At 59.3% G+C, this 23,539-nt stretch carries 20 protein-coding genes and 1 pseudogene; 10 read left to right on the forward strand and 11 right to left on the reverse strand.

All coding sequences use genetic code 11. From position 1 onward, the window contains the following. Positions 1 to 260: 260 nt before the first annotated feature. Positions 261 to 449: pseudogene (locus tag AEQ67_RS27700) on the forward strand (cytosine permease); the annotation flags it as partial. Between the two features lie 13 nt (positions 450 to 462). Beyond that, positions 463 to 1,710 (forward strand): cytosine deaminase, encoded by a 1,248-nt coding sequence (gene codA / locus AEQ67_RS27705; protein ID WP_059406946.1) that lies wholly within the window; start codon positions 463 to 465, stop codon positions 1,708 to 1,710. A gap of 238 nt (positions 1,711 to 1,948) precedes the next feature. On the opposite strand, the gene AEQ67_RS27710 is transcribed toward codA, so the two are convergent. Further along, positions 1,949 to 2,941: a diaminopimelate epimerase gene (locus tag AEQ67_RS27710; RefSeq protein ID WP_059406947.1), complete on the reverse strand. Its 993-nt coding sequence runs from the start codon at positions 2,939 to 2,941 to the stop codon at positions 1,949 to 1,951. Between the two features lie 168 nt (positions 2,942 to 3,109). On the opposite strand from AEQ67_RS27710, the gene AEQ67_RS27715 reads away from it, so the two are divergent. After that, positions 3,110 to 4,255: an MFS transporter gene (locus AEQ67_RS27715; protein ID WP_059406948.1), complete on the forward strand. Its 1,146-nt coding sequence runs from the start codon at positions 3,110 to 3,112 to the stop codon at positions 4,253 to 4,255. A 250-nt stretch (positions 4,256 to 4,505) separates the two neighbouring features. Here the strand turns inward: AEQ67_RS27715 and AEQ67_RS27720 are convergent, their stop codons facing one another. From AEQ67_RS27720 to AEQ67_RS27740, 5 genes are all read right to left on the reverse strand, one after another. Further along, a complete protein-coding gene (locus tag AEQ67_RS27720) occupies positions 4,506 to 6,932 on the reverse strand; it encodes a TonB-dependent siderophore receptor (RefSeq protein ID WP_059406949.1) in 2,427 nt (808 codons plus the stop codon). 97 nt (positions 6,933 to 7,029) lie between these two features. Further along, positions 7,030 to 8,013 carry a FecR family protein gene (locus AEQ67_RS27725; protein WP_059406950.1) on the reverse strand — a complete coding sequence of 328 codons (984 nt, stop codon included), beginning with the start codon at positions 8,011 to 8,013 and terminating at the stop codon, positions 7,030 to 7,032. Positions 8,014 to 8,053: 40 nt separating this feature from the next. Beyond that, the gene (locus tag AEQ67_RS27730; protein WP_059406951.1) at positions 8,054 to 8,554 is read right to left on the reverse strand and encodes a sigma-70 family RNA polymerase sigma factor; all 501 of its coding nucleotides are present in this window, start codon (positions 8,552 to 8,554) and stop codon (positions 8,054 to 8,056) included. Positions 8,555 to 8,681: 127 nt separating this feature from the next. Further along, a complete protein-coding gene (cfa, locus tag AEQ67_RS27735) occupies positions 8,682 to 9,836 on the reverse strand; it encodes a cyclopropane fatty acyl phospholipid synthase (RefSeq protein ID WP_059406952.1) in 1,155 nt (384 codons plus the stop codon). A 16-nt stretch (positions 9,837 to 9,852) separates the two neighbouring features. Next, positions 9,853 to 10,275 (reverse strand): DUF6306 domain-containing protein, encoded by a 423-nt coding sequence (locus tag AEQ67_RS27740; RefSeq protein ID WP_059406953.1) that lies wholly within the window; start codon positions 10,273 to 10,275, stop codon positions 9,853 to 9,855. Positions 10,276 to 10,531: 256 nt separating this feature from the next. On the opposite strand from AEQ67_RS27740, the gene ccoN reads away from it, so the two are divergent. Then, positions 10,532 to 11,974 carry a cytochrome-c oxidase, cbb3-type subunit I gene (gene ccoN / locus AEQ67_RS27745; protein WP_059407040.1) on the forward strand — a complete coding sequence of 481 codons (1,443 nt, stop codon included), beginning with the start codon at positions 10,532 to 10,534 and terminating at the stop codon, positions 11,972 to 11,974. A 154-nt stretch (positions 11,975 to 12,128) separates the two neighbouring features. Here ccoN and AEQ67_RS27750 read toward each other — a convergent pair whose 3' ends face one another. Further along, on the reverse strand, positions 12,129 to 12,992 hold the full coding sequence (locus AEQ67_RS27750; protein ID WP_059407041.1) for a LysR family transcriptional regulator: 864 nt from the start codon (positions 12,990 to 12,992) through the stop codon (positions 12,129 to 12,131). Positions 12,993 to 13,283: 291 nt separating this feature from the next. On the opposite strand from AEQ67_RS27750, the gene tynA reads away from it, so the two are divergent. Next, positions 13,284 to 15,572: a primary-amine oxidase gene (gene tynA / locus AEQ67_RS27755; protein WP_059406954.1), complete on the forward strand. Its 2,289-nt coding sequence runs from the start codon at positions 13,284 to 13,286 to the stop codon at positions 15,570 to 15,572. Between the two features lie 112 nt (positions 15,573 to 15,684). On the opposite strand, the gene feaR is transcribed toward tynA, so the two are convergent. The 4 genes from feaR to AEQ67_RS35915 all read right to left on the reverse strand — a co-directional run bounded on the left by feaR (position 15,685) and on the right by AEQ67_RS35915 (position 18,656). Further along, positions 15,685 to 16,599 carry a transcriptional regulator FeaR gene (feaR, locus tag AEQ67_RS27760; RefSeq protein ID WP_059406955.1) on the reverse strand — a complete coding sequence of 305 codons (915 nt, stop codon included), beginning with the start codon at positions 16,597 to 16,599 and terminating at the stop codon, positions 15,685 to 15,687. A gap of 84 nt (positions 16,600 to 16,683) precedes the next feature. After that, on the reverse strand, positions 16,684 to 17,607 hold the full coding sequence (gene paaX, locus AEQ67_RS27765) for a phenylacetic acid degradation operon negative regulatory protein PaaX (RefSeq protein ID WP_059406956.1): 924 nt from the start codon (positions 17,605 to 17,607) through the stop codon (positions 16,684 to 16,686). 152 nt (positions 17,608 to 17,759) lie between these two features. Then, the gene (gene paaY, locus AEQ67_RS27770) at positions 17,760 to 18,356 is read right to left on the reverse strand and encodes a phenylacetic acid degradation protein PaaY (protein WP_059406957.1); all 597 of its coding nucleotides are present in this window, start codon (positions 18,354 to 18,356) and stop codon (positions 17,760 to 17,762) included. 147 nt (positions 18,357 to 18,503) lie between these two features. Beyond that, positions 18,504 to 18,656, reverse strand: coding sequence for a hypothetical protein (locus AEQ67_RS35915; protein WP_161807487.1), 153 nt, complete (start codon positions 18,654 to 18,656; stop codon positions 18,504 to 18,506). Between the two features lie 71 nt (positions 18,657 to 18,727). Between AEQ67_RS35915 and paaF the strand changes: the two genes are divergently transcribed. The 5 genes from paaF to pcaF are packed head-to-tail and all read left to right on the forward strand — an operon-like array spanning position 18,728 to position 23,510. After that, positions 18,728 to 19,501 (forward strand): 2,3-dehydroadipyl-CoA hydratase PaaF, encoded by a 774-nt coding sequence (gene paaF, locus AEQ67_RS27775; protein ID WP_059406958.1) that lies wholly within the window; start codon positions 18,728 to 18,730, stop codon positions 19,499 to 19,501. Positions 19,502 to 19,551: 50 nt separating this feature from the next. After that, positions 19,552 to 20,343, forward strand: coding sequence for a 2-(1,2-epoxy-1,2-dihydrophenyl)acetyl-CoA isomerase PaaG (paaG, locus tag AEQ67_RS27780; RefSeq protein WP_059407042.1), 792 nt, complete (start codon positions 19,552 to 19,554; stop codon positions 20,341 to 20,343). A gap of 3 nt (positions 20,344 to 20,346) precedes the next feature. Continuing rightward, a complete protein-coding gene (gene paaH, locus AEQ67_RS27785; RefSeq protein ID WP_059406959.1) occupies positions 20,347 to 21,870 on the forward strand; it encodes a 3-hydroxyacyl-CoA dehydrogenase PaaH in 1,524 nt (507 codons plus the stop codon). Further along, positions 21,857 to 22,306 carry a hydroxyphenylacetyl-CoA thioesterase PaaI gene (gene paaI / locus AEQ67_RS27790; protein ID WP_059406960.1) on the forward strand — a complete coding sequence of 150 codons (450 nt, stop codon included), beginning with the start codon at positions 21,857 to 21,859 and terminating at the stop codon, positions 22,304 to 22,306. The genes paaH and paaI overlap by 14 nt, the downstream gene beginning before the upstream one ends. After that, complete coding sequence (pcaF, locus tag AEQ67_RS27795) at positions 22,299 to 23,510, forward strand: 3-oxoadipyl-CoA thiolase (RefSeq protein ID WP_059406961.1); 1,212 nt, start codon at positions 22,299 to 22,301, stop codon at positions 23,508 to 23,510. The genes paaI and pcaF overlap by 8 nt, the downstream gene beginning before the upstream one ends. The last annotated feature ends 29 nt before the right edge of the window (positions 23,511 to 23,539 follow it).

Consider the following 23,539-nt stretch of genomic DNA (forward strand, 5'->3'; position numbering starts at 1 on the left):
TGTCGAAGCGCACAGTCACGCCCGCCCCCCGCGGCCGGGCGTCTGTGTGCGACAGAGCCCGCGGCGCCAAATGCCGCCGCGCTGCTGCGGTTTCTCCCCCTTGCCCCCCGCTAAATCCCCTTGTAGGAGCTGCCCGCGCGGCGAAGGCGGTCGGTCCTTCGTACGTCTGTCCCGGACCCCCCGCCTTCCGTGGCAAGCCAACTCCTACAGTTCACCGTGCACCTCTCATCGGCAAGGAGCGCCACATGACACAGAACAGTCCGGCCTGGATTCTGCCGGGCACAGCGATTCCGCCGATCGGTGGCGTGATCATGGCGGATTTTTTCTTCCGCTATCGTGGTCAATATCCACGTCCGCTGGCAGGGATTGCCGCAGCCGCGCTAACGTATGTGTTACTGACTGGCGTATCGGGTGCCCGCACCGCCAACGCACCTTTACAAGATCTATAAAAGGATTCACCTGATGCACATCATCAACGCCCGCCTGCGCAACCAAGAAGGCCTGCATGAGTTGCACCTGGAAAACGGCCTGATCAGCAGCATCGCCCGCCAGACCGAGGCCCCAACCCTGGGGCCCGACGATCTGGACGCTGGCGGCAACCTGGTGGTGCCCCCCTTCGTCGAGCCGCACATCCACCTCGACGCCACGCTCACCGCCGGCGAACCGCGCTGGAACATGAGCGGCACGCTGTTCGAAGGCATCGAATGCTGGGGCGAGCGCAAGGCGACCATCACCCTGGAAGACACCAAGACCCGGGCCAGGAAAACCATCCAGGCCCTCGCCGCCCACGGCATCCAGCATGTGCGCACCCATGTCGATGTGACTGACCCGACCTTGACCGCCCTCAAGGCGATGCTCGAACTGCGCGAGGAAAGCCGTCACCTGGTCGATATGCAAATCGTCGCGTTTCCCCAAGAGGGCATCGAGTCGTACCGCAACGGCCGGGAGTTGATGGAAGAAGCGATCAGCATGGGCGCCGATGTGATCGGCGGGATTCCGCATTTCGAGTACACCCGCGATCAGGGCGTGAGTTCGGTGAAGATCCTGATGGTCCTGGCCGAGAGCACGGGATGCCTGGGGGACGGACATTGCGATGAAACCGACGGCCCGCACTCACGTTTCCTTGAGGTGCTGGCCGAAGAGGCCCGCAGCCGCGACATGGGTTCGCGAGTCACGGCCAGCCACACCACGGCCATGGGCTCTTACGACAACGCTTACTGCGCCAAACTGTTTCGCCTGCTCGGGCACTCGGGGATCAGTTTTGTCTCGTGCCCCACCGAAAGCATTCACCTGCAAGGGCGCTTCGATAACTTCCCGAAACGCCGTGGCGTGACCCGCGTCAACGAGTTGCTCGAAGCGGGAATGAACGTGTGTTTCGGTCAGGACTCGATTGTCGACCCGTGGTATCCGCTGGGTAACGGCAACATCTTGCGGGTGCTCGAAGCCGGCCTGCACATCTGCCACATGCTCGGTTACCGCAACTTGCAAAGTGCGCTGGACCTGGTCACCGACAACAGCGCCAAGGCCATGGCCCTGGGTGACCGATATGGGCTGGAACGCGGGCGGCCGGCGAATTTGCTGATTCTGTCGGCGGACAGCGATTACGAAGTGATCCGCAGCCAGGGCTTGCCGTTGTATTCGGTTCGCGAGGGCAAGGTGTTGATGAAGCGGCAGATGCCGGTGGTGGAGTTTTTCGGCGATCAGGGTTGAAGTTTGCGTTGACTGGGCTGGCCCCATCGCGGGCAAGCCCGCTCCCACATGGGTTTGTGTCGTTCGCAAAATCCTGTGGGGTGGTGGAGTTTTTCGGCGATCAGGGCTGAAATTTGCGTTGACTGGGCTGGCCCCATCGCGGGCAAGCCCGCTCCCACATGATCGAGGCCATACACAAATATTGTGCCCACTGAAGATTACTGTGGGAGCGGGCTTGCCCGCGATGGCGATCTGACAATCACCCCATCAACCGAGCCGTACCAAACAGGCTGACCCGACTCAACTCACCGTCCGATTCTTCCAGCAAAATCGGCGCCGTTCCGCCTGGCATGACAACTTTCACTTCACCCGCCGCCACCCATCCCACCCGCCAAGCCGCACACGCCACCGCGCTGGCGCTGGTGCCCGACGACGCTGTCGGCCCTTCGCCACGCTCAAACACCCGCGCCACCACTCGCCCTGCGGACTCAAGCAGCGCCCATTGCAGATTGATCCCCGCCGGGCACGGCCGCCCTGCCCCGGTCGGCATGGCATAAGCGATGCGCGTCAGCCCTTCGGCCAATTCCGCTTGGCGCATCTGCTCATTGCTCGGCAAGGCACCCGCGTTATCCACAAGGGTCACGCAATGCGGATTGCCCACCCGCACGAACTGACTGCGCGACCACGCGGCATCCAGCAACGCCAACGGCTGCACATGGCTGAGTTCGCGGCCGTTGAAGGCCACGCCGTCAACCCCTTCAGCACTGACCGCACCCGGCCCGAAGCCAGGCTTGCCCAAGTCCAGCCAGAACCCCTGCACGCCTTCGACCTGCGCCGGTTTCACCGAAGTTTCTCCCGGTGAAGGCACATCGGCCTTGTCGTGATGAACCCTGAGCAGGCAAGCCTCGTCCCTCGGCAAAAGCCCCAGGTCACTCAGCGCCTGGGAAAAAATCGTCAGCCCGTTGCCGCTACGCTCGGCCAGGGTGCCGTCAGTGTTGACGATCAACAGATCAAACGGGTGCGACGACTGGAACGGGCCGACCAGCAAACCATCACTGCAATGGTCCTTGCTGCCGGGCTGTTGAGTACCGGGGGCCCAGCCACAGCAAGCTTCGATGGCCGCCAACGCCCAGGCCTCACGGGTTTTCGCGGCGTGGCTGGCCTGATCGGGTATGTCGATACCGTCACGGCGCAAGTCCTCAGGCGCCACAACGATGTAGATATTGCCTCGTGCATCGTACCTTCGCGCCATGGCGCTCTCCCTGATGAGATCATTGGTCTGGCTCAACATATCGCGAAACACCGTCAGGCTGTGCAAGGATGTCACCCTGCCTCACCGCAACTCGCCCGGACGCTGATCGAACCCACACCGGTCAATCACTGTCCCTTGGGGACGCGACGTTTTTTGCCAAGGATTGATATGACTAACCTCAACACCCAAACCTCATTCGTTCCCGGGCGCCTGGAACAGATGTCCACGCGTATCGCTTTTTTCATCGCAGGATTCGGGATTGCCGCGTGGGCGCCGCTGGTGCCGTACGCCAAGGCTCGGGCCGGGCTGGATGAAGGGACGCTCGGTTTGCTGCTGTTGTGCCTGGGGGTGGGGTCGATTCTGGCAATGCCGATGGCCGGTATTCTGGCCACGCGCTTTGGCTGTCGCCGGGTAGCGACCGGCGGCACGTTGCTGATCTGCCTGGCCCTGCCGTTGCTGGCGACGGTGTCTTCGATTCCGGCGCTGATCGTCGCGCTGTTCCTGTTTGGCGCCGGCCTTGGCACGGTGGATTCGACGGTGAACCTGCAAGCGGTGATCGTCGAACGGGCCAGCGGCAAAACCATGATGTCGGGGTTCCACGGGATGTTCAGTCTCGGCGGGGTCGTCGGTGCAGCGGGGGTCAGCGCCTTGCTCGGCCTGGGGGTTTCGCCGCTGGGGGCGATGCTGGTGGTGAATGTGTTGTTGCTGATCGCACTGTTTAAAGCGGCGCCGCACCTGTTGCCATATGGCAGCGAAAGTTCCGGCCCGGCGTTTGCCGTTCCCCACGGCATTGTGCTGTTCATCGGAGGGATGTGTTTCATCGTGTTCCTCGCCGAAGGCGCGGCGCTCGACTGGAGCGCAGTGTTCCTGGCGCAGGAACGCGGGATCGATACGGCCTATGCGGGACTGGGATATGCGGCGTTTGCGCTGACCATGACGGTTGGACGGCTGACCGGTGATTCAATCGTGCGGCGTCTCGGCGCTACGCGGGTGATTGTGTTCGGCGGGCTGACGGCGGCGACCGGCCTATTTCTGGCGACATTCGCACCGAACTGGGAAGCGGCGCTGGTGGGTTATGCATTGCTCGGTGCCGGCTGTTCGAACATCGTGCCAGTGCTGTACACGGCGGTCGGCAAGCAGACCGTCATGCCGGAAAGCATTGCCGTGCCGGCCATTACCACCCTGGGTTATGCGGGGATTCTTGCGGGGCCTGCGGTGATCGGCTTTATCGCCCACGCCAGCAGCTTGAGTTTTGCATTCGGGTTGATGGCGGTGTTGCTGGTGGCGGTGGCCATTGGCGGGAAGGTGTTGTAGGAGCGAGGCTTGCCCGCGAAGGCGGTGTGTCAGGCAATAACCCTGTCGAATGGGCCGGCCTCTTCGCGGGCAAGCCTCGCTCCTACAGGGATTTGTGAGCGTCGCAAATCCGGTGTGGGAGCGAGCCTGCCCGCGAAGGCGGTGTGTCAGGCAATAACCCTGTCGAATTGGCCGGCCTCTTCGCGGGCAAGCCTCGCTCCTACAGGGATTTGTGAGTGCCGCAAATCCGGTGTGGGAGCGTGACTGTCTATCAGAACCCGACGCTGGCCTGCACGAAGAACGTGCGCGGCGCACCGACGTACATGCCCGAGTTGTTGTCGCTGGAGCGGGTGAAATACTGCTTGTCGAAGATGTTCTTGATCCCCGCGCCGACTTTCAGGTTCGACACCTGCGGACCGAAGTCATACCCGCTACGTACGTTCCAGGTGACGTAACCCGGAATGTCGCCGTATTGCCCGTCTGCGGTGCCTTCGGTGATGTAGTTGTTGGTGAAACTGCCGTCGGCATTCACAGCGACGCCCGGCGAGCGCTGTTTGGACTGGGCGAAGGCGTCGATGTTGTAGGTCCAGCGGTTGATGTCATAACGCAGACCCGCAGTTGCCACCTGACGCGAGTAGAACGGCAGGTCACGGCCCTTGAAGTCTGGAATCTCACCTTCATAAACGGCGCGGGTGTAGGTGAAACCGGCGTTGGCGGTCAGGCCGTCGAGGCGTGGGTCCAGTGCCGCCATGTCATAGTGCACCGAGGCCTCGATGCCCCGGTGCGTAGTCGCGCCGAGGTTGGTCCAGCCCGCATCGTTGCTGATGTATTGCAGCTCTTTATCGAAGTCGATGTAGAACAGCGTCACTTCGCCGCCCCACACATCATCGTTGTAGCGTGTGCCGACCTCATAGGTCTTGGCCTTTTCCGGCTCCAGGCCATTCGCGGTGTCGTTACCCGAACCACCCTGACCGAGCTGGAAATATTGCAGGCTGCCAAACGAGGTTTCGTAGTTGGCAAACAGTTTCCAGGCATCGGAGATGTGATACATCACGCTCAGGGCCGGCAGAGGCTCGTTGCTTTCGATGCTGCGGTTCTTTTCCGGCACAGGCTTGCCGGCGGTGTCGAGCACCGGGCGGTCGTGCCAGTCGGTGCTGATATGTTCGAAACGGATGCCGGGCGTGACGGTCCAGTTGCCGACGTCGATCTTGTTGTCGACGTAGACCGAGTTGGCTTCAGTGCCGCCGGTGCGGTCCTGATAGATGTGCCCGTCAGAACCCGGACGCACCACCGGTTCGTTGCTGCTGTTCAGCGCCAGGCGGCTGGCCGATTCGTGCATGCCTTCCTTGAGGTAGCGATAACCGACACTGACTTCCTGGGTCGTCGGACCGACATCGAACACATGGGACACGCGCGGCTCGATGCCGAAGGTGTAGTAGGTGCGCGGGAACGAGCCGAGGGTCTTCTGATCGCGGGCGGCGATGTTGCTGCCACGGAAGCTGTCGGAATAATAGGTCAGCACTTCGGCCTGGGTGCGGTCGTCGATTTGCCGGGCCCACTTGAACGACACGTCCTTGCGGCGGCCACTGAAGTTGTCGTTGTTGCGGTCGGACTGGAACGGGTCTTCGTCGTACTGCGCCTGCGTCAGGCCGCCGGGCATGTCGGCGCTGGCGTCGTAGTAGTGAAAATTGAGGCTGAAATCGTCGACATCGGTGGGTGCCCAGTGGGTCTTGAGGATCACGTCGTCGATGTCGTTGCCGTTGTTGCGCTCACGGTAGCCGTTGCCGTTCACGCCGGAGTACAACAGCGCTACGCCGATGCCGTTGTCGGCGGTGCCGCCGACAAATGCCGTGTCGATGTGCTTCCAGCCGCCGTGCTGGGAAGTTTCCAGGGTCGAACCGATTTCAGCCGAGGCTTTTTCCGGAATCGCGCGGGTCACGAAGTTGATCACGCCGCCGACGTTCTGTGGCCCATAACGCACGGAGCCAGCGCCACGAACCACGTCGATGCTGTCGAGGTTGCCGGAGGAAATCGGCGCCATGGACAGTTGCGGTTGACCATACGGGGCGAACGCTGCTGGCACGCCATCGATCAACACGGTGGAGCGTGGCGACAGACGCGACGTCAGGCCGCGTACGCCGACGTTGAGGGAAATATCGCTGCCGCCCGTACCGTTGGCGTCCTGCACTTGCACACCGGGCACGCGCTTGAGCACGTCGCCGACGTTCATCGCGCCCTGCTCGACCATCGCTTCGCGGCGGATCACGGTCCGCGCGCCAGGGTGGTTCTGCACCACGGCGGCATCGGCGTCACCGAGCCAGTCGCCGACCACTTTGATGTCGGTCACGCCCAGTTCCAACGGACCATTCGAGGCGGAGGTCGGAGCAGGCGTCAGGGTCACCGAACCTTGATCGATCTGATACTGCAAGCCGCTGCCTTGCAACAACTGGCGCAGGGCTTCTTCCGGCGAGAGGTTACCGTCCACCGCTGGGGCCTGTTTGCCGGCCACCAACTCAGGGCTGAAAAAAACCTGCAACGAGGTTTGCTGACCCAGCTGGCTCAAGGCCTGACCCAACGGCTGCGCCTGGATATGGATGGCGTCGGCGGCGAATGCCTGGGGCAGTGCCGAGCTGACGGCCAGGGCCAAGGCGAGCCGCAACCAAGGGGATTTGTTGTTTTTAGCGGTGGATTTATTCACGTCGAACGTAGTCCTGTGGATCGCAAGAGTGTGCGCTTGTTAATGCAAACCAGTTGCAGTTGGACAGGAAGACGATCAACTCGAAAAAAACCTGAATTTATTTTGAAATTATTTCCTGACTGCCGTCATCGAGGGTGCGCACGGCCACCGGCAGGATGCTTGGCAAGGCCTTGAGCAACGCGTCGGTGTTGTCGGATTTGAACACGCTGGTCAGGCGCAGATTGCCCACTTTGTCGTTGCCGACCGTGAGTGGCTTTTCCCGGTAGCGCGAGACTTCAGCGGCGACTTCGGCAAGGCTGGCGTTGTTGAACACCAGTTTGCCGCTGCGCCAGGCGGTCAGTTCTGCCGGATTGATTGCGTAGGCTGCCGCCCCGTTGCCTTGGGCATCGATATGCGTACCGAGGCCGGCAGTCAGGCTGACGAAATCACTGTCGGCCGCATCAAGGCTCTGGACCTTGACGGTGCCCTGCTCCACGGCGACCCGGGTTTGGGCGGCGTCGCGGCGCACATCGAAGCGGGTGCCGGTGACCGTGACCTTGCCGTTGCCCGCCTCGACCACGAAAGGCCGACTGGTATCGTGCTCGACGCTGAACATCGCCTCGCCTTCAGTCAGCTCGATGCCCCGCTGATTCTTTTCAAAGTGCACTTGCACCCGGCTGCGGCTGTTGAGGTCGATCACCGAGCCATCCGGCAACGCCACATGGCGACGCTCGCCCAACGCGGTTGCGAATTCGGCGGTGTACGTCGCCGAGGGATTCAAGCCGCTGAACAGCCCCCAACCAACCGCCACCGCCAACACACTGGCGGCCACCGCATAACGCACCATCGGCCGACGCTGGCTGCGGGCCGGCGGGGTTTCCCACAAGGCCTTCCGCCCCGCGGCAGGCAGCAGATCGGTCGCCGTCCACAAGCCCTGAAGCAATTGAAATTCATCTCGATGCTGAGGGTGTTCGGCCAGCCAGGCTTCGAAACGCCGATATTCTTCGACATCCACCGCCGGTTCCTGCAAACGCACAAACCAGCGCGCCGCATCGTCGCGAACCGTTGTTTGCCCGCACGCACAATCACGAGTATCCATCATGGAAGTTCCTGTTTGGCTGGGGATGAGAAGGCGCGGCCAATCATGGGTGCAGTCCGTCCAGACGATCACGCAAATGCCGCAGCGTGCGGATCATATACTTTTCCACCATGTTCTTGGACAGTCCCAGGCGTTCGGCGATTTCAGCCTGGGTCAGGCCTTCGATTTTCTGCCAGACAAAGACCTTGCGGCAGTTGACCGGCAGTTCGGTAAGTGCCCGTTCGATGGAATCAGCCAACTGGATCGCATGCATGAAATGCTCCGGGTCGCCGGAAGACGACGCACTGTGATCGATCGCCTCCGACTCCATGGCGCCCCGTCGATCCTCACGCCGATAACCATCCACCGCGATATTGCGGGCGGTCTGGTGCAAATAGGCCCGAGGTTGCTCCACCGCCGCCGAATCGGACTCAAGCACCCGCACGAAGGTGTCGTGGGCCAGATCCTCGGCCTGCTGACGGTTTCTCAGGCGACGGGTCCAGGTGCCAACCAACTCTTCGTAATGCTCGAAAAAGCCGTGTCTGCGGGGCAACTTGGGGGTCATTGCGGTGTGCTGTGGAGACGGGGCGTGAATAGTAATGCTTCCTATTAACCGGAAGCAATGGATTCCAGACCGGTGCCCGTCTGTCGCGACTCAACACCAGGCTTCGCCGCAAAGAGCGGGCACCGGCCTAGCTGACTCGCTCGTAGCCGCCCAACACACCTTTTTTCGAGAGCACCCACTGCCATAGCTGAATATCCCTGGCTCTAAAAGCGCCGGCACAGGACAGCAGATAATACTTCCACATCCTATAGAACCGCTCGCCGAGTTCGGCTGCGAACACGCCCCAGTTCTTTTCGAAACTGTGGAACCATGCCATCAGCGTTTTATCGTAGTCGGCACCAAAATTATGGAGATCCTCCGCGACGAACAAACCCTCTATGGACGCAGCAATCTGAGCAATGGACGGCAAGTCGCCGTTGGGGAAAATGTACTTATCGATCCACGGATCGGGTGCGGTTTTGGTGATGTTTTTACCAATGGTATGCAACAAGAACAAACCGTCATCCTTGAGGCAACGATTCACAGTCTCCATGTAGACCCGATGATTTTTGCGTCCTACGTGCTCAAACATCCCGACACTAACAATGTGATCAAACTGCTCATCCAGATCCCGATAATCCTGCAACCTGAATTCGACGGGCAGATGCCGATACTGGTTTTTTGCCCAGTCACACTGCTCTTTCGAAATGGTCACACCGACACACTCGACACCATAGTGCTCGGCGGCATAAGACATGAAGCTGCCCCAGCCGCAGCCAATGTCCAACACTCTCATGCCTGGCTGCAAATCAAGCTTTCTGCAGATCAAATCCAGTTTCGCGGTTTGCGCTTCTGCAAGCGTAGTCGCCTCCTTCCAGTAACCACAGGTATAGGTCAAGCGACCATCCAACATTCCCGAGTAAAAATCATTGCCCAAATCATAATGCCTCTCGCCGACTTCCCAGGCTTTGTCTTGAGTCTGGCGGTTTGTGAATCTTGCCGATAAGGCATGAAAAATGATCGACAATGGATTAACCGTTTCCGTGACCCCGGAACGTAGCAGCCGAGCGAAAAACTCATCGAGTTCCTCGCACTCCCACAACCCGGCCATATAGGCTTCACCCAAGCCCAGGTTACCTTTTGATAACGCCAGCTCGGGAACGCCGTTACCCAGGAGCTTCATATCAAATGGAAAACCGCCATTGATAGACAATCCTGCGGTTTTCAATAAATCCTTTATAAACTGATAAGCCTTGGTTTTACTTATCTCAATATCCGAGCAGCCAGTTAATTCAGTCCGCATAATAAACCCTTACCCATCAAGTGTATTTTAGATTGAACGCATCGCTATTAAGGACATGTATCTGTAAAACGTTTTCCAGCTCCTTCCTTACGAAAGCCGATGAAATAGAGTCAAGGTTTGCATTGAGTTTCTTGATCACCCAGCGTTGCCCCCGATCAATAAAAAACAACCGTTCGAGCACATCTTCAATGCTCATGGCCTTCACATAGAACTCACCGACTGTCAGGCTCGGCTCACCTCCAAGGTATTTGATACAGTCGCGAATGCGCCTGCAACTTTCAGCCTCTCCAATCTGAATCTGATTCAATAATATTTTCTGCTTGTCGTCAGTGGCTTCTTTCATCGTATCCAAAGCCAATCGTGCACCTGCCCTTTCGGCTTCGAGCAACTCTTGAAGCAGACTGATCGTGTCGTACTTTACTGACTCATTCATCTTCATGACCTTTCCAGACAGGATCTGCGATAGAGCATATCGCCAGCGTTTTGGAAAAATTAATGAATAATGGTGAGCTTACGTAGCAATAAAAATGATAGATACAGCGTTGTCCGATCGCTGAAGCTGAGAATTTGATATCAATAAAAATGCTTTTAAGTAGCAAAAATATGACTTTGTCACGCCCGGAACCCGACGCCACAATGCGCACCTGCAACTCTGCCCCCTCGCGTTCAACGGATTTGTGATGAACAGTACAATAATGTCCCACGAAACGACGCCTGCTGATGTGAACGCGGTCTACAACTATTCCATCGTCCGGAAATTCACCTTGGCAACGCTGATGTGGGGCATCCTGGGAATGACAATGGGGGTCTTTCTCGCGGCACAACTCGTCTGGCCCGAATTAAACTTTAGTCTACCCTGGACCACATTTGGCCGACTCCGGCCGATTCACACCAATCTTGTGATTTTTGCTTTCGGTGGCGGCGCATTATTCGCAACCTCCTTGTATGTTGTTCAACGAACGTCGAGAGTCAGGCTGATTTCTGATGGTTTGGCCAACTTTGTTTTCTGGGGTTGGCAGTTGTGCATTCTGGCGATGATCATCAGTTATCCGCTTGGCTATACGACATCGAAAGAATACGCAGAGATGGAATGGCCTATCGCAATTTTTGTCGGGATAGTCTGGGCCGCCTATGCCTACTTATACTTCGGAACAATCGCGGCGAGAAAAGTCAAACATATCTATGTCGGGAACTGGTTCTACGGCGCCTTCATTGTCGTCACCGGCATGGTCCATATCATCAACCACTTATCGACTCCTGTCAGTTTCCTCAAGTCTTACTCAGCCTACTCGGGTGCCACCGATGCAATGATTCAATGGTGGTACGGCCATAGCGTTGTCGGCTTTATTCTATCCGTAGGTTTTTTAGGCATGATGTATTACTTCGTGCCTAAACAGGCGAAAAGACCCATTTATTCGTACCGTCTTTCAATCATTCATTTCTGGGCAATTATCACGTTGTATATCTGGGCCGGTCCTCATCACCTGCACTACACCGCATTGCCGGACTGGGCACAGTCACTGGGCATGGCGATGTCCATGATTTTGCTGGCGCCCAGCTGGGGCGGCATGATCAACGGCATGATGACGTTATCCGGCGCCTGGCATAAATTAAGAACTGATCCCATTTTGCGCTTTCTGGTGGTGTCCCTCGCCTTCTACGGCATGTCGACGTTCGAAGGTCCGATGATGGCCATTAAAACAGTCAATTCGCTATCGCATTACACCGATTGGACTATCGGGCATGTACATGCCGGCGCACTGGGTTGGGTAGCCATGATTAGTATTGGTACGCTCTATCACATGATTCCCAAGCTGTATGGTCGCGAGCGGATGTATAGTACCGGACTAATCAATACGCATTTTTGGCTGGCAACGATCGGCACCGTGTTGTACATCGCATCCATGTGGGTTAACGGAATTACTCAAGGGCTGATGTGGCGTGCGATCAATCAAGACGGGACGTTGACTTATTCGTTTGTGGAGGCTTTACAAGCCAGCCACCCCGGTTACGTCGTCCGACTTATCGGCGGCTCTACTTTCGCCAGCGGCATGTTGATAATGGCGTTCAACACATGGAAGACCATTCGGTCCGGTGTAAAAATTGAAAACTCGCCTATCGCCGTTCCCGCCGTTTAGGGCTCGAGCGAACCACATTATGTTGGCGGTTCCATAGACAGTTTAATAGCGTCACCCAGTTTCCATATCCAAGGACGGTCTTTTATGTGCCTTTGCTCAGGTACGCGGCTCATTAATCATTGATGAGCCGTTTTTTTTTGCAACCGCACACCGATCAAATGATCGGATCCCATCTTTGCGACCAGTCACTGTCCGCAGCCACGACGTCCTTCAACAACCCGATTGCCATTTGCAGTTCAGGCGTGGACCTGTCACGAGAATAGACCAGGTAAGTGGGGTAGCTAAACTCTGGCGCTGAAACGACACGTTCCAGGATTCCACTTTCAATATAGGACTGGACCACTCGAGTTCGAAAATACCCTGAGCCTCCATTATCCAGAATATATTGCAGCGCCACAGGGCCAAGATTAAAGGAAATAGCGGCTCGGGCGTTTTCCGGTAATGCCGCATCATGCGCCTTTCTAAAACCGTCGCCCCAATCGATGTACACATACGGTTCAGGCTTGCTGACCAGACGAACAAGGATCAATTTTTCTTCAAGAATCTGTTCGACTTGCAAGCCTGGCCAATAAACGGGTTGATAGACGAGCACTGCATCCAGAAAGCCCAGTTCCAACTGGCGCAACAATGAAGCCCCCTCTTTTATTTCGGTCTTGACTGCGTGCGAGGGTATATTTTTTTGTACCTCGTACACCCAGTTCAAAATAATCGGATTACATAAGCTGACCTCTCCCCCAAGGTGAAGTATTTTATGAAAGCCTTCTGGCAATGGTAGATCCCTGACCGCCGCATCCCAGGTTTGCACCAATTGATTAGCGTAGACAACAAAGGCTTCTCCATCCGAAGTCAACTTCGCACCGGTTCTATTTCGCACGAATAGTTTACTGTTCAGACTGCTTTCCAGCTTTTGCACCCGAGCGGTAATGGCCGTTTGCGTTACATGCAATCTATTGGCCGCGGCAATCAGACTGCCCGCCCTGACTATTTCCAGAAACGTTCTTGCAAGTTCAATGTCCACCTGTTTCGACTCCGTAAAAAAAGCATTATGACAGATCAATAGCAGCTCAATCAGAAGCTGTTTCATTTCCGGCTGAAACTTTCGTCCTGGTGAACTCACCTTCCACACTATGAATCCTGGCACTAAAACGATTAGTGCGGCGCCCGAAGCCTCTCTTTGCCGGACCACTGAGCGAACGCAGTGATTCAGGCACAGATCCAAAGGATTTTGGCAGGATTCCCAATGCAGCCATTCACTGGCTGTAGCAAAGTGTTCGCATGCCAGCCACCCGCTTTTCCGAAGGAACCCAGGATGTTCACCTCCATTGCGTTGCGAAACAGAAACCCGCTTGCCCGGCTCGCGCTGGCGATCACCCTGAGCACATTTGGCCTGCCTTACTGGGCGGGCAATGCCGAGGCCCACGGTGGTCACGCCGAAATGGTGCCGCTGCAAGCAGGCCTTGAAGCGTTTGGCGCCACGGTCAAATGGGACGACTACGCCGACCTGTTCGTGATTGCCAAGGACGGCGTTTACCTCAAGGTCAAACCCGGCAGCAAAGTCGCGATGCTCAACGGCAAACGCATGGAGCTGAGCGTGCCGGTGGTGTTCAAGGGTAAGACCGCCTACATGTCCAAGGACTTCATCAACCAGGTGTTCCAGTCCGGCCTGGACAAAACCTTCGTGATCGAGACCCGCCCTAATCCGCTCAACCCATTGAGCGCGGACGAAATCACCGCAGCGGTGAACATCGTCAAGGCATCCGAGCACTACAAGCCCGGTTTTCGCTTCACCGAAGTCTCCGTCAATGAGCCGCCGAAGGATCAGGTCTGGAACTTCGTCTACACCGGCCAGAACGTCACTCAGCCACGTCAGGCGAACATCGTGGTGCTCGATGGCAAGCACGTGATCGAGGCGCTGGTCGATCTCGACAGCAAGACCCTCAAGTCGTGGAAACCGGTTGAAGGCGCTCACGGCATGGTCCTGCTCGACGACTTCGCCACAGTGCAGTCGGCCATCGAGGCGAGTCCCGAATATGCGCAGGCGCTGGCCAAGCGTGGCATCACCGATGTGAAAAAGGTCGTGGCCACGCCGTTGACGGTCGGCTATTTCGACGGCAAGGACGGCCTGGCGCAGGATAAACGCCTGCTGAAAATCGTCAGTTACCTCAACACCGGTGACGGCAACTACTGGAGCCATCCGATCGAGGGTCTGGTCGCGATTGTCGACCTGGAGCAAAAGAAGCTGATCAAGATCGAAGACGGCGCGGTCATTCCGGTGCCGATGAAGCCGACGCCGTATGACGGGCGCGGACGCAAGGGCACACAGGTCAAGCCGCTGGAGATCATTGAGCCGGAGGGGAAAAACTACACCATCACCGGCAACAGCATTCATTGGCAGAACTGGGACTTCCACGTCCGCCTCGATTCGCGGGTCGGGCCGATCCTGTCGACGGTCACTTATGACGACAAGGGCAAGAAACGCAAGATCATGTACGAAGGCTCGCTGGGCGGGATGATCGTGCCGTACGGCGATCCCGACGGTGGCTGGTATTTCAAGGCTTACCTTGATTCCGGCGATTACGGCATGGGCACACTGACCTCGCCAATCGCCCGCGGCAAAGACGCCCCGGAAAACGCCGTGCTGCTGGACGCCACGATTGCAGACTACACCGGCGCCCCGACGTCGATCCCACGCGCCATGGCGGTGTTCGAGCGTTACGCCGGCCCGGAATACAAACACCAGGAGATGGGCCAACCCAACCTCAGCACCGAGCGCCGTGAATTGGTGGTGCGCTGGATCAGCACCGTCGGCAACTACGACTACATCTTCGATTGGGTCTTCCAGCAAAACGGCACGATCGGCATCGACGCTGGCGCCACCGGGATCGAAGCAGTCAAAGGCGTGCAATCGAAAACCATGCACGAAGCCACAGCCAAGGAAGACACGCGCTACGGCACCCTGCTGGACCACAACATCGTCGGCACCACCCACCAGCACATCTACAACTTCCGTCTGGACATGGATGTGGATGGTGAGACCAATTCACTGGTCGAAGTGAACCCGGTGGTGCTGCCCAACGACCGTGGCGGGCCGCGCACCAGCACCATGCAGACTGAAAACAAAGTGGTCAGCACCGAACAGCAAGCCGCACAGAAATTCGACCCTTCGACCGTCCGCCTGCTGACCAACTTCAGCAAGGAAAACAAAGTCGGCAACCCGGTGTCCTATCAGTTGATTCCGTATGCCGGTGGTACGCATCCGGTGGCCAAGGGTGCCAACTTCGGCAAGGACGAATGGCTCTATCACCGCTTGAGTTTCATGGACAAGCAACTGTGGGTGACGCGCTACAACCCGGATGAGAAGTACCCGGAAGGCAAGTACCCGAACCGCTCGGACAAAGACTCGGGGCTCGGGCAGTTCACCCACGACAACCAGTCCATCGAAAACACCGACGATGTGGTCTGGTTGACCACCGGCACCACGCACATCGCACGGGCCGAAGAGTGGCCGATCATGCCGACCGAGTGGGTGCATGTGCTGTTGAAGCCGTGGAATTTCTTCGATGAAACGCCGACGTTGAACCTTAACAGTCCGCAGTAAGGTAAAGATCAACAGATCGCAGCCTCGTTGCACTCGACAGCTCCTACAGGATTACGCGATCCCCTGTAGGAGCTGTCGAGTGCAACGAGGCTGCGATCTGTTGATCCTCAGCTCAAGCGTGCTTCTTGCGGTACTCCCCCGGCGCAATGCCGAAGCGCGATTTGAACGCGGTGGAAAAGTAGCTCGAATCGGAAAACCCCCACGAATAGCCGAGCACCGACAACTTCTGCTCCGTGCCTGAGCGACGCAAAGATTCCGCGCACAAATCCAGACGCCGGTTCTTGATGTAGCGCGCGACCACCAAACCCTTCTTGGCAAACATCCGGTACAGCCCACGGGTCGACATGCCCACCTCCCGCGCCAGCCATTCCGGGCAGAGCTCTTCCGAGCGGATGTGCTCGTCGATAAAGCTCAGGGTCTTGCGGAAGATGCGCTCATGCACATCGCCGCAGTCGTCGGTCTGACTGATCGCCGGGCGCAGCAGGCTGACTATCGCCTCCAGGGTCGCTTCACTTTCCTGGCGGCTGAGGTTTTGCTGCGAAGTGGCGTCGAGGATCAAACGGTGGGAAAGCATCGCGATCGGCGATGTCGCGGCAATCCGGTGACCGCATTTGACCTGATTGAAGCGCAGGGTTTGCTCGACCAGTTGATACGGCAGAATCAGCGACAGCTGCCGCGAGTTTTCGCTGTAGGTGAAGTCGCTGGGGCGCGAAGCATCGATCAGCGTGATGTCACCGGCTGACAGTAAAACTTTGTTGTCGCCCTGGGCCATGCCGGCCGTGCCGTCGAGCTGGAACACCGCAAAGTATTTACCGCCCTCGCCGGCGGCGACTTCCTGAGGCGTGCGGTACAGCCGCGCCTGGCGGGCATCGACAAAACTGAGCTTCAGCGCGCCGTCCTGGTGCTCGCGGATCCGCCCGGCAAACTCGGCACCGAGGGGTTGTGCATTGAAGGCGCCACAGATCTGATTGATCTGATGGATCCACTGATCAAACCCATCATGGCGCTGTGCAGTTGAAGAAATCATGTCGGGCCTCACGCAGGCTTATTTTTATTGTCTACGCCAATCCACAGGTTCTCCGTAACCGTAATGCTCCCGGACAACGACGGGCTATTTCAGCCCGCCAAACCGCCGATAGAAACTTTCCCCCACGTCCGGCAACGGGCCATCGGCGGTTTCCAGAGCACTGTTCAACCACTCCTCGGCTTTGGCGTAGATCAACCGATAAATGTTGCGGCACAGCTGGCGTGCGGCACGACCTTCCCAGTCCCCGGGCAGCAACTCGTCCGGCAGTTGCGGGTCGCGCAGCAGCAATTTGCGGTACTCATGAATAAGCAGGACGCGTGCCAGGAAGCAGTCGGCCGGCTCCAGGTTCTCCTGCTCGCGAAGCGCTTGCCAGAGCGGTCGGAACAGTTGAATGAATTCGCTGTAATGGGTCGCCAGTTCCTCGATGTTCCAACTCTCGCGCACTTGCAAACGCAAGGCCTTGGAGGCCAGTACATCCTGTGCAGTGGTTTCGAAGACGATGGTTTCTTCCTGGGCGCCAAGGTCGAGCAAGGTGGCGTTGAGGTCGGAACGGTCGCTGCGCGGACAGGCCAGCACGGCCGGCGAGATCGCACCAAAACCTTGCCATTCCAGTTCTTCGCGCACTTGTTTGCGCTTGTCCTGGGTCAGTTGCGTCAGCATCACCAGGCACCAGGAACCGTCCCACGCTGGCACGGTGGAGCTGTAGACCCGTTTGAACGCCTTGTCGAAACGCCGGCGACCGGTGCCGGTCAGGCTGTAATAGCTGCGACGCCCGACCTTCTCGGCGGTCAGCCAGCCTTCCTTGGTCAGGCGAAAGATCGAGGTGCGGATCAGCCGTTCGTTGATGCCGATGGGCTCGAGCAATTGAATCAGGCTGCCCAGCCACACCGTCCCGCCATGGGGCTCGATGGCATCGCCGTACAAGGTGATGATCAGGGAGCTGGCGCGGATCGGCGTCTGTTCCTGGAAGCGGGTGATCAGATGGTTTAACGGTGTCAGGGACGACATGGGCGTACCGAGCTGAAAAAAAGAAAGGAATATACCGAATACACATTCCCCTGTGGGAGCGGGCTTGCCCGCGATAGCGGTGTGTCAAATTACATGTGTGTCCACTGACACTACGCTATCGCGGGCAAGCCCGCTCCCACAGGGTGTTGTGTTTATAGAGAACTGCCTTTGGGGCGCAAGCCGCTGTCGCTGATGCGCGGGCGGTCCGCTTCCGGTTCGCTCAGGGGTTGGCAAACCTGCATCTGTTCAAGGCAACGCTTGGCCAGTTGCTGGTATTCGCGGGTGCCGGCCTGCTTCCACGCCACTTCTTCATCGCTGAGCGTGCGCTTGACGCTGGCCGGGGCGCCCATGACCAGCGACTGCTGCGGGCATTCGAAGCCGGCTTTGACGAAGGCCGCCGCCGAGACGAATGAACGCGGGCCAATGCACGCGTTATCCATCACCACGGCATTCATGCCCACCAGCGCATCGGCGCCGATCCGGCAGCCGTGCAGCACCGCGCCATGGCCGATATGGCCGTTGCGCTCGACCACGGTGTCGCTGTCCGGGAAACCGTGCATCACGCAGGTGTCCTGCAGATTGGCGCCCTCCTCCAGCACGATCCGGCCAAAGTCCCCGCGCAAACTCGCCAGCGGCCCGACGTAGCAATGGGGACCGATGATCACATCGCCAATCAGCACGGCGGACGGATGCACGTAAGCAGTGGGATCAACCACCGGGGTCAAGCCATCAAGGCTGTAGCAGGTCATGGGACGTTCCTTTAGGCGCAGTGCCGGGTGTATTCGCAAAGCGATGCCGATGCAGGCACATTTTGTATCACATCGCTTTTATAATCACAAAGACAAAAAACCGTATCGCTTAATTCTACGCTTTCGAGATCGCTTCTCGACGGTGCTTCATTCGCCATCTAAACCAATAAAATCAGGATAAATCCGGCAAAAACCGCCTTCATAAAACCAACCACCCAAAACAAACCGATGACCAATAAGACACATTAATTCTGTTTTGCTATTGTATTTACGTATCGCGTTGTAGGTATACTCAGACAAAACCGGCCCACCTGGCCGATCCAATAATCAGCCGGCACCCCAGCCGAGCGTGCACCGTGAGGGCAACCGCCATGCCTCTAACCCTTGCTGTCGAGTTTCTCGAGCCGGGCGTTCGCCTGATTACCCTGCAGCGCCCGCAAGCACTGAATGCCCTGACCACCGAATTGCTCGGCGAACTGGCGGACGAACTGACCGCTGCGCAAGCCGATCCCGATACCCGCGTCGTGGTCCTGACCGGCAGCCGCAAAGCCTTCGCGGCCGGTGCCGATATCAAGGAAATGGCCGAACGCAACCTGGTCGGCATCCTCGATGACCCGCGCCAGGCGTCATGGCAGACCCTCACCCGTTTCAACAAACCGCTGATTGCCGCCGTCAATGGCTTTGCCCTCGGTGGTGGCTGCGAGTTGGCGATGCACGCCGACATCATCATTGCCGGTGAAGACGCGCGCTTCGGTCAGCCGGAAATCAACCTCGGGATCATGCCCGGCGCCGGTGGCACCCAACGCCTGCTGCGTGCCGTCGGCAAATCCATGGCCATGCAAATGGTCCTGACCGGCGAGCCGATTGACGCTCGCCAAGCCCAACGCGCCGGGCTGGTCAGTGAAGTGACTCAGCCGGAATTCACCGTCGAACGTGCTTTGCAGATTGCTCGCGCCATTGCCGGCAAGGCGCCGCTGGCCGTGCGTCTGGCCAAGGAAGCACTGCTCAAGGCGATGGACACCGACCTCGCCAGTGGCCTGCGCTTCGAACGCCATGCCTTCACGGTACTGGCCGGCACCCGCGACCGTGACGAAGGCATTCGGGCCTTTCAGGAAAAGCGCACGCCTACGTTTACCGGCGAATAACTGCCGAAACGCCAACGAATTCGAACGACCTCTCAGAGAGCGCCATGACCATGAACTTCGAACACATCCTGTTTTCCATCGAGGCCGGCGTCGCCCTGCTCAGCCTCAATCGTCCGGACCAACTCAACAGCTTCAACGCGCAGATGCATGGCGAAGTGAAGGAAGCGTTGAAACAGGTTCGGCAAAACCCGGACGTGCGCGTCCTGCTGCTGACCGGTGAAGGCCGCGGCTTCTGCGCCGGGCAAGACCTCAGCGACCGCAATGTCGCACCCGGTAGCGCCGTGCCGGATCTGGGCGAATCGATCGAGAAGTTCTACAACCCGCTGATCCGCCAATTGCGCGACCTGCCACTGCCGGTGATCTGCGCAGTCAACGGCGTGGCCGCCGGGGCCGGCGCCAACATTCCGCTGGCCTGCGATTTGGTGCTGGCGGCGCGCTCGGCAAGTTTCATTCAGGCCTTCTGCAAAATCGGCCTGATCCCCGACTCCGGAGGCACCTGGACCTTGCCGCGCCTGGTTGGCATGGCCCGCGCCAAGGCGCTGGCCTTGCTCGGTAATCGCTTGAGTGCCGAGCAAGCCGAGCAATGGGGGTTGATCTACCGTTGCGTGGACGACGCTGAACTGCGCAATGAAGCCTTGACGCTGGCTCGCCATTTGGCCACGCAACCGACTTACGGCCTGGCACTGATCAAGCGCAGCCTCAACGCCAGCCTGAGCAACACGTTCGACGAGCAGCTGGAGCTGGAAAAAGACCTGCAACGTCTGGCCGGGCGCAGCGAGGATTACCGCGAAGGCGTCAGCGCTTTCATGGAAAAACGCAGCCCAAGTTTCAAGGGGCGCTGAGCCATGACTGCACTGAACACCCACGCACGCATCGCGGTGATCGGCGCCGGTGCCATGGGCGCCGGCATTGCGCAGGTCGCCGCACAGGCCGGCCATCCGGTGCTGTTGCTGGACAATCGCCCCGGCGCTGCGGCGCAGGCCATCGATGGCATTGACCGGCAACTGGGTAAACGCGTTGAAAACGGCAAGCTTTCCGCCGAAGCACGCACTGCAACCATCGCCCGCCTCCAGGCTGTGGAAGCCATCGAAGCCCTGGCCGATTGCGAGCTGATCATTGAAGCCATCGTCGAAAACCTCGAGGTCAAACGCGCCCTCTTCCGTCAGTTGGAAAGCATCTGCGGTGAACGCTGCATTCTCGCCAGCAACACCTCGTCGCTGTCGATTACCAGCATCGCCGCGCAACTGGATCATCCGCAACGCTTGCTTGGCCTGCACTTCTTCAACCCGGCGCCGGTCATGGCGCTGGTGGAAATCGTCTCGGGCCTGGCCAGCGATCCAGCGTTGGCCGAGTGCCTGTATGACACCGCCAAGGCCTGGGGTAAAAAACCGGTGCACACCCGCTCCACGCCGGGCTTCATCGTCAACCGCGTGGCCCGGCCGTTCTACGCCGAGAGCCTGCGCCTGCTGCAAGAAGGCGCCGCCGATTGCCCGACGCTGGATGCGCTGATGCGCGATGCCGGCGGATTTGCCATGGGCGCTTTCGAGCTGACCGATCTGATCGGCCATGACGTCAACTATGCGGTGACCTGTTCAGTGTTCGACGCCTATTACGGCGACACCCGTTTCCTGCCGTCGTTGATTCAGAAAGAGTTGGTCGACGCCGGGCGGCTGGGACGCAAAAGCGGTCAGGGCTTCTATAGCTATGCCAACGGCATCGAGCGTGCGCAACCAACATCTATCAGCAGCGAACGGTCCGTTGAAACCTGCGTCGTGGAAGGCGATCTGGGCATCGCCCAAAACCTGATTCCACGCTTGCGCGAGCATGGCGTCGAAATCATCCAGCGCGATGGCCAAGGCTTGCTGCGGGTCGGCGACGCGGTGCTGGCGTTGAGCGACGGGCGCATGGCCAGTCAACGGGCCAATGAGGACGGCCTGCGCAATCTGATCCTGCTCGACCTGGCATTCGACTACGCCAAGGCCAGCCGCATCGCCATCAGCTGCTCGGCGGGCATCGATCCAGCCGCTCTCGAACAAGGCGTCGCCCTGCTGCAACGTGCCGGATTCAAGGTAAGCCTGCTCAGTGACAGCCCGGCCCTCGCCGTGTTGCGCACCGTCGCCATGCTCGCCAATGAAGCCGCCGACGCCCTGCTGCAAGGCGTTGCCTCGGCCGCCGACATCGATCTGGCGATGCGCGCCGGGGTCAATTACCCCCAAGGCCCGCTGGCCTGGGCCGATGCCATCGGGCTGTCGCAGATCCTCACCGTGCTGGAAAACCTGCAAGCCGGCTACGGCGAAGAACGCTATCGGCCGTCGCTGCTGTTGCGCCGTCGGGTCGCTGAAGGAAGGACATTCCATGACAAACCATGAAGCAATGAATCTGGCCAGCACCTGCGCGCAAGCAATGTTCAAGCGCGATGCCGCCAGCCAGGCCATGGGCATGCGCCTGCTCTCGGCCGCACCCGGCTGTGCCCGCGTGGGCATGAACGTGCGCGCCGAGATGATTCAGGGCCACGGCACGTGCCACGGCGGCTACCTGTTTGCGCTGGCCGATTCGGCGTTTGCCTTTGCCTGCAACAGCTACAACGAGGCCACGGTGGCCATCGGTTGCAGCATCGACTACATCGCCCCGGCGCGCCTGGGCGACACCTTGACCGCCGATTGCACCGAGCAAAGCCGTTCAGGTCGCACCGGTAACTACGACGTACGCATTGAAAACCAACAGGGCCAGCTGATCGCCCTGTTCCATGGCAAATCCTACAAAGTGCGCGGCGCTGTGCTGACGCAGGAGAACCCGAATGAATGACGCCTTGATCATCGATGCGGTGCGGACCCCGATCGGCCGCTACGCCGGAGCCTTGAGCAGCGTGCGCGCCGACGACCTCGGCGCGGTGCCGCTGCGCGAACTGCTGCGCCGTCACCCGCAAGTCGACTGGAATGCCGTGGACGACGTGAGCTACGGCGGCGCCGACCAGGCCGGCGAAGACAACCGCAACGTCGCACGCATGTCGGCGCTGTTGGCCGGGTTGCCGGTCAGCGTGCCCGGCCCCACGCTCAACCGTTTGTGCGGTTCCGGGCTGGATGCGATCGGCACGGCGGCGCGGGCGATTCGCTGCGGCGAGGCCGGGCTGATGCTGGTCGGCGGCGTCGAATCGATGTCCCGCGCGCCACTGGTGATGGGCAAGGCCGAGCAAGCGTTTTCCCGCGACGCGCAGCTCTACGACACCACCATCGGCTGGCGTTTCGTCAATCCGCTGATGAAAAAAGCCTACGGCATCGACTCGATGCCGGAGACCGCCGAGAACGTCGCCGAGCAGTTCAACATCTCCCGCGCCGACCAGGACGCCTTCGCCCTGCGCAGCCAGCAGCGCGCCGGTGCAGCCCAGGCCAGTGGACGGTTTGCCAGGGAAATCGTCGCGGTGGAAATTCCCCAGCGCAAAGGCCCGGCCAAAGTCGTCGAGCACGCCGGGCCCCCGCGCGGCGACACCACGCGGGAACACCGGCAGAAGCTCGGCACGCCGTTCCGCGAAGGCGGCAGCATTACCGCCGGCAATGCGTCCGGGGTCAATGACGGCGCTTGCGCGCTGTTGCTGGCCAGCCCGGAAGTCGCCAAACGCTATGGCCTGAAGGCCCGTGGCCGGGTCGTCGCCATGGCGACCGCAGGCGTCGAACCACGGATCATGGGCATCGGCCCGGTGCCGGCGACGCGCAAGGTGCTGGAACTGGCCAACCTGAGCCTGGCCGACATGGACGTGATCGAACTCAACGAAGCCTTTGCCGCACAAGGCCTGGCGGTGTTGCGCGAGCTGGGCCTGAGCGACACCGATGCGCGGGTCAACCCCAACGGCGGCGCGATTGCCCTCGGCCATCCGCTGGGCATGAGCGGCGCACGCCTGGTGACCACCGCCCTGCATGAACTGGAAGAACGTCAGGGCCGCTACGCCTTGTGCACCATGTGCATCGGCGTCGGCCAGGGCATCGCGCTGATCATTGAGCGCCTTTGCGACTAAAGAACCGCGATTCCCGAGGAGCCGAGAGG

The sequence above is a fragment of the Pseudomonas sp. RIT-PI-q genome, from assembly GCF_001297125.1.
Lineage (GTDB): Bacteria > Pseudomonadota > Gammaproteobacteria > Pseudomonadales > Pseudomonadaceae > Aquipseudomonas.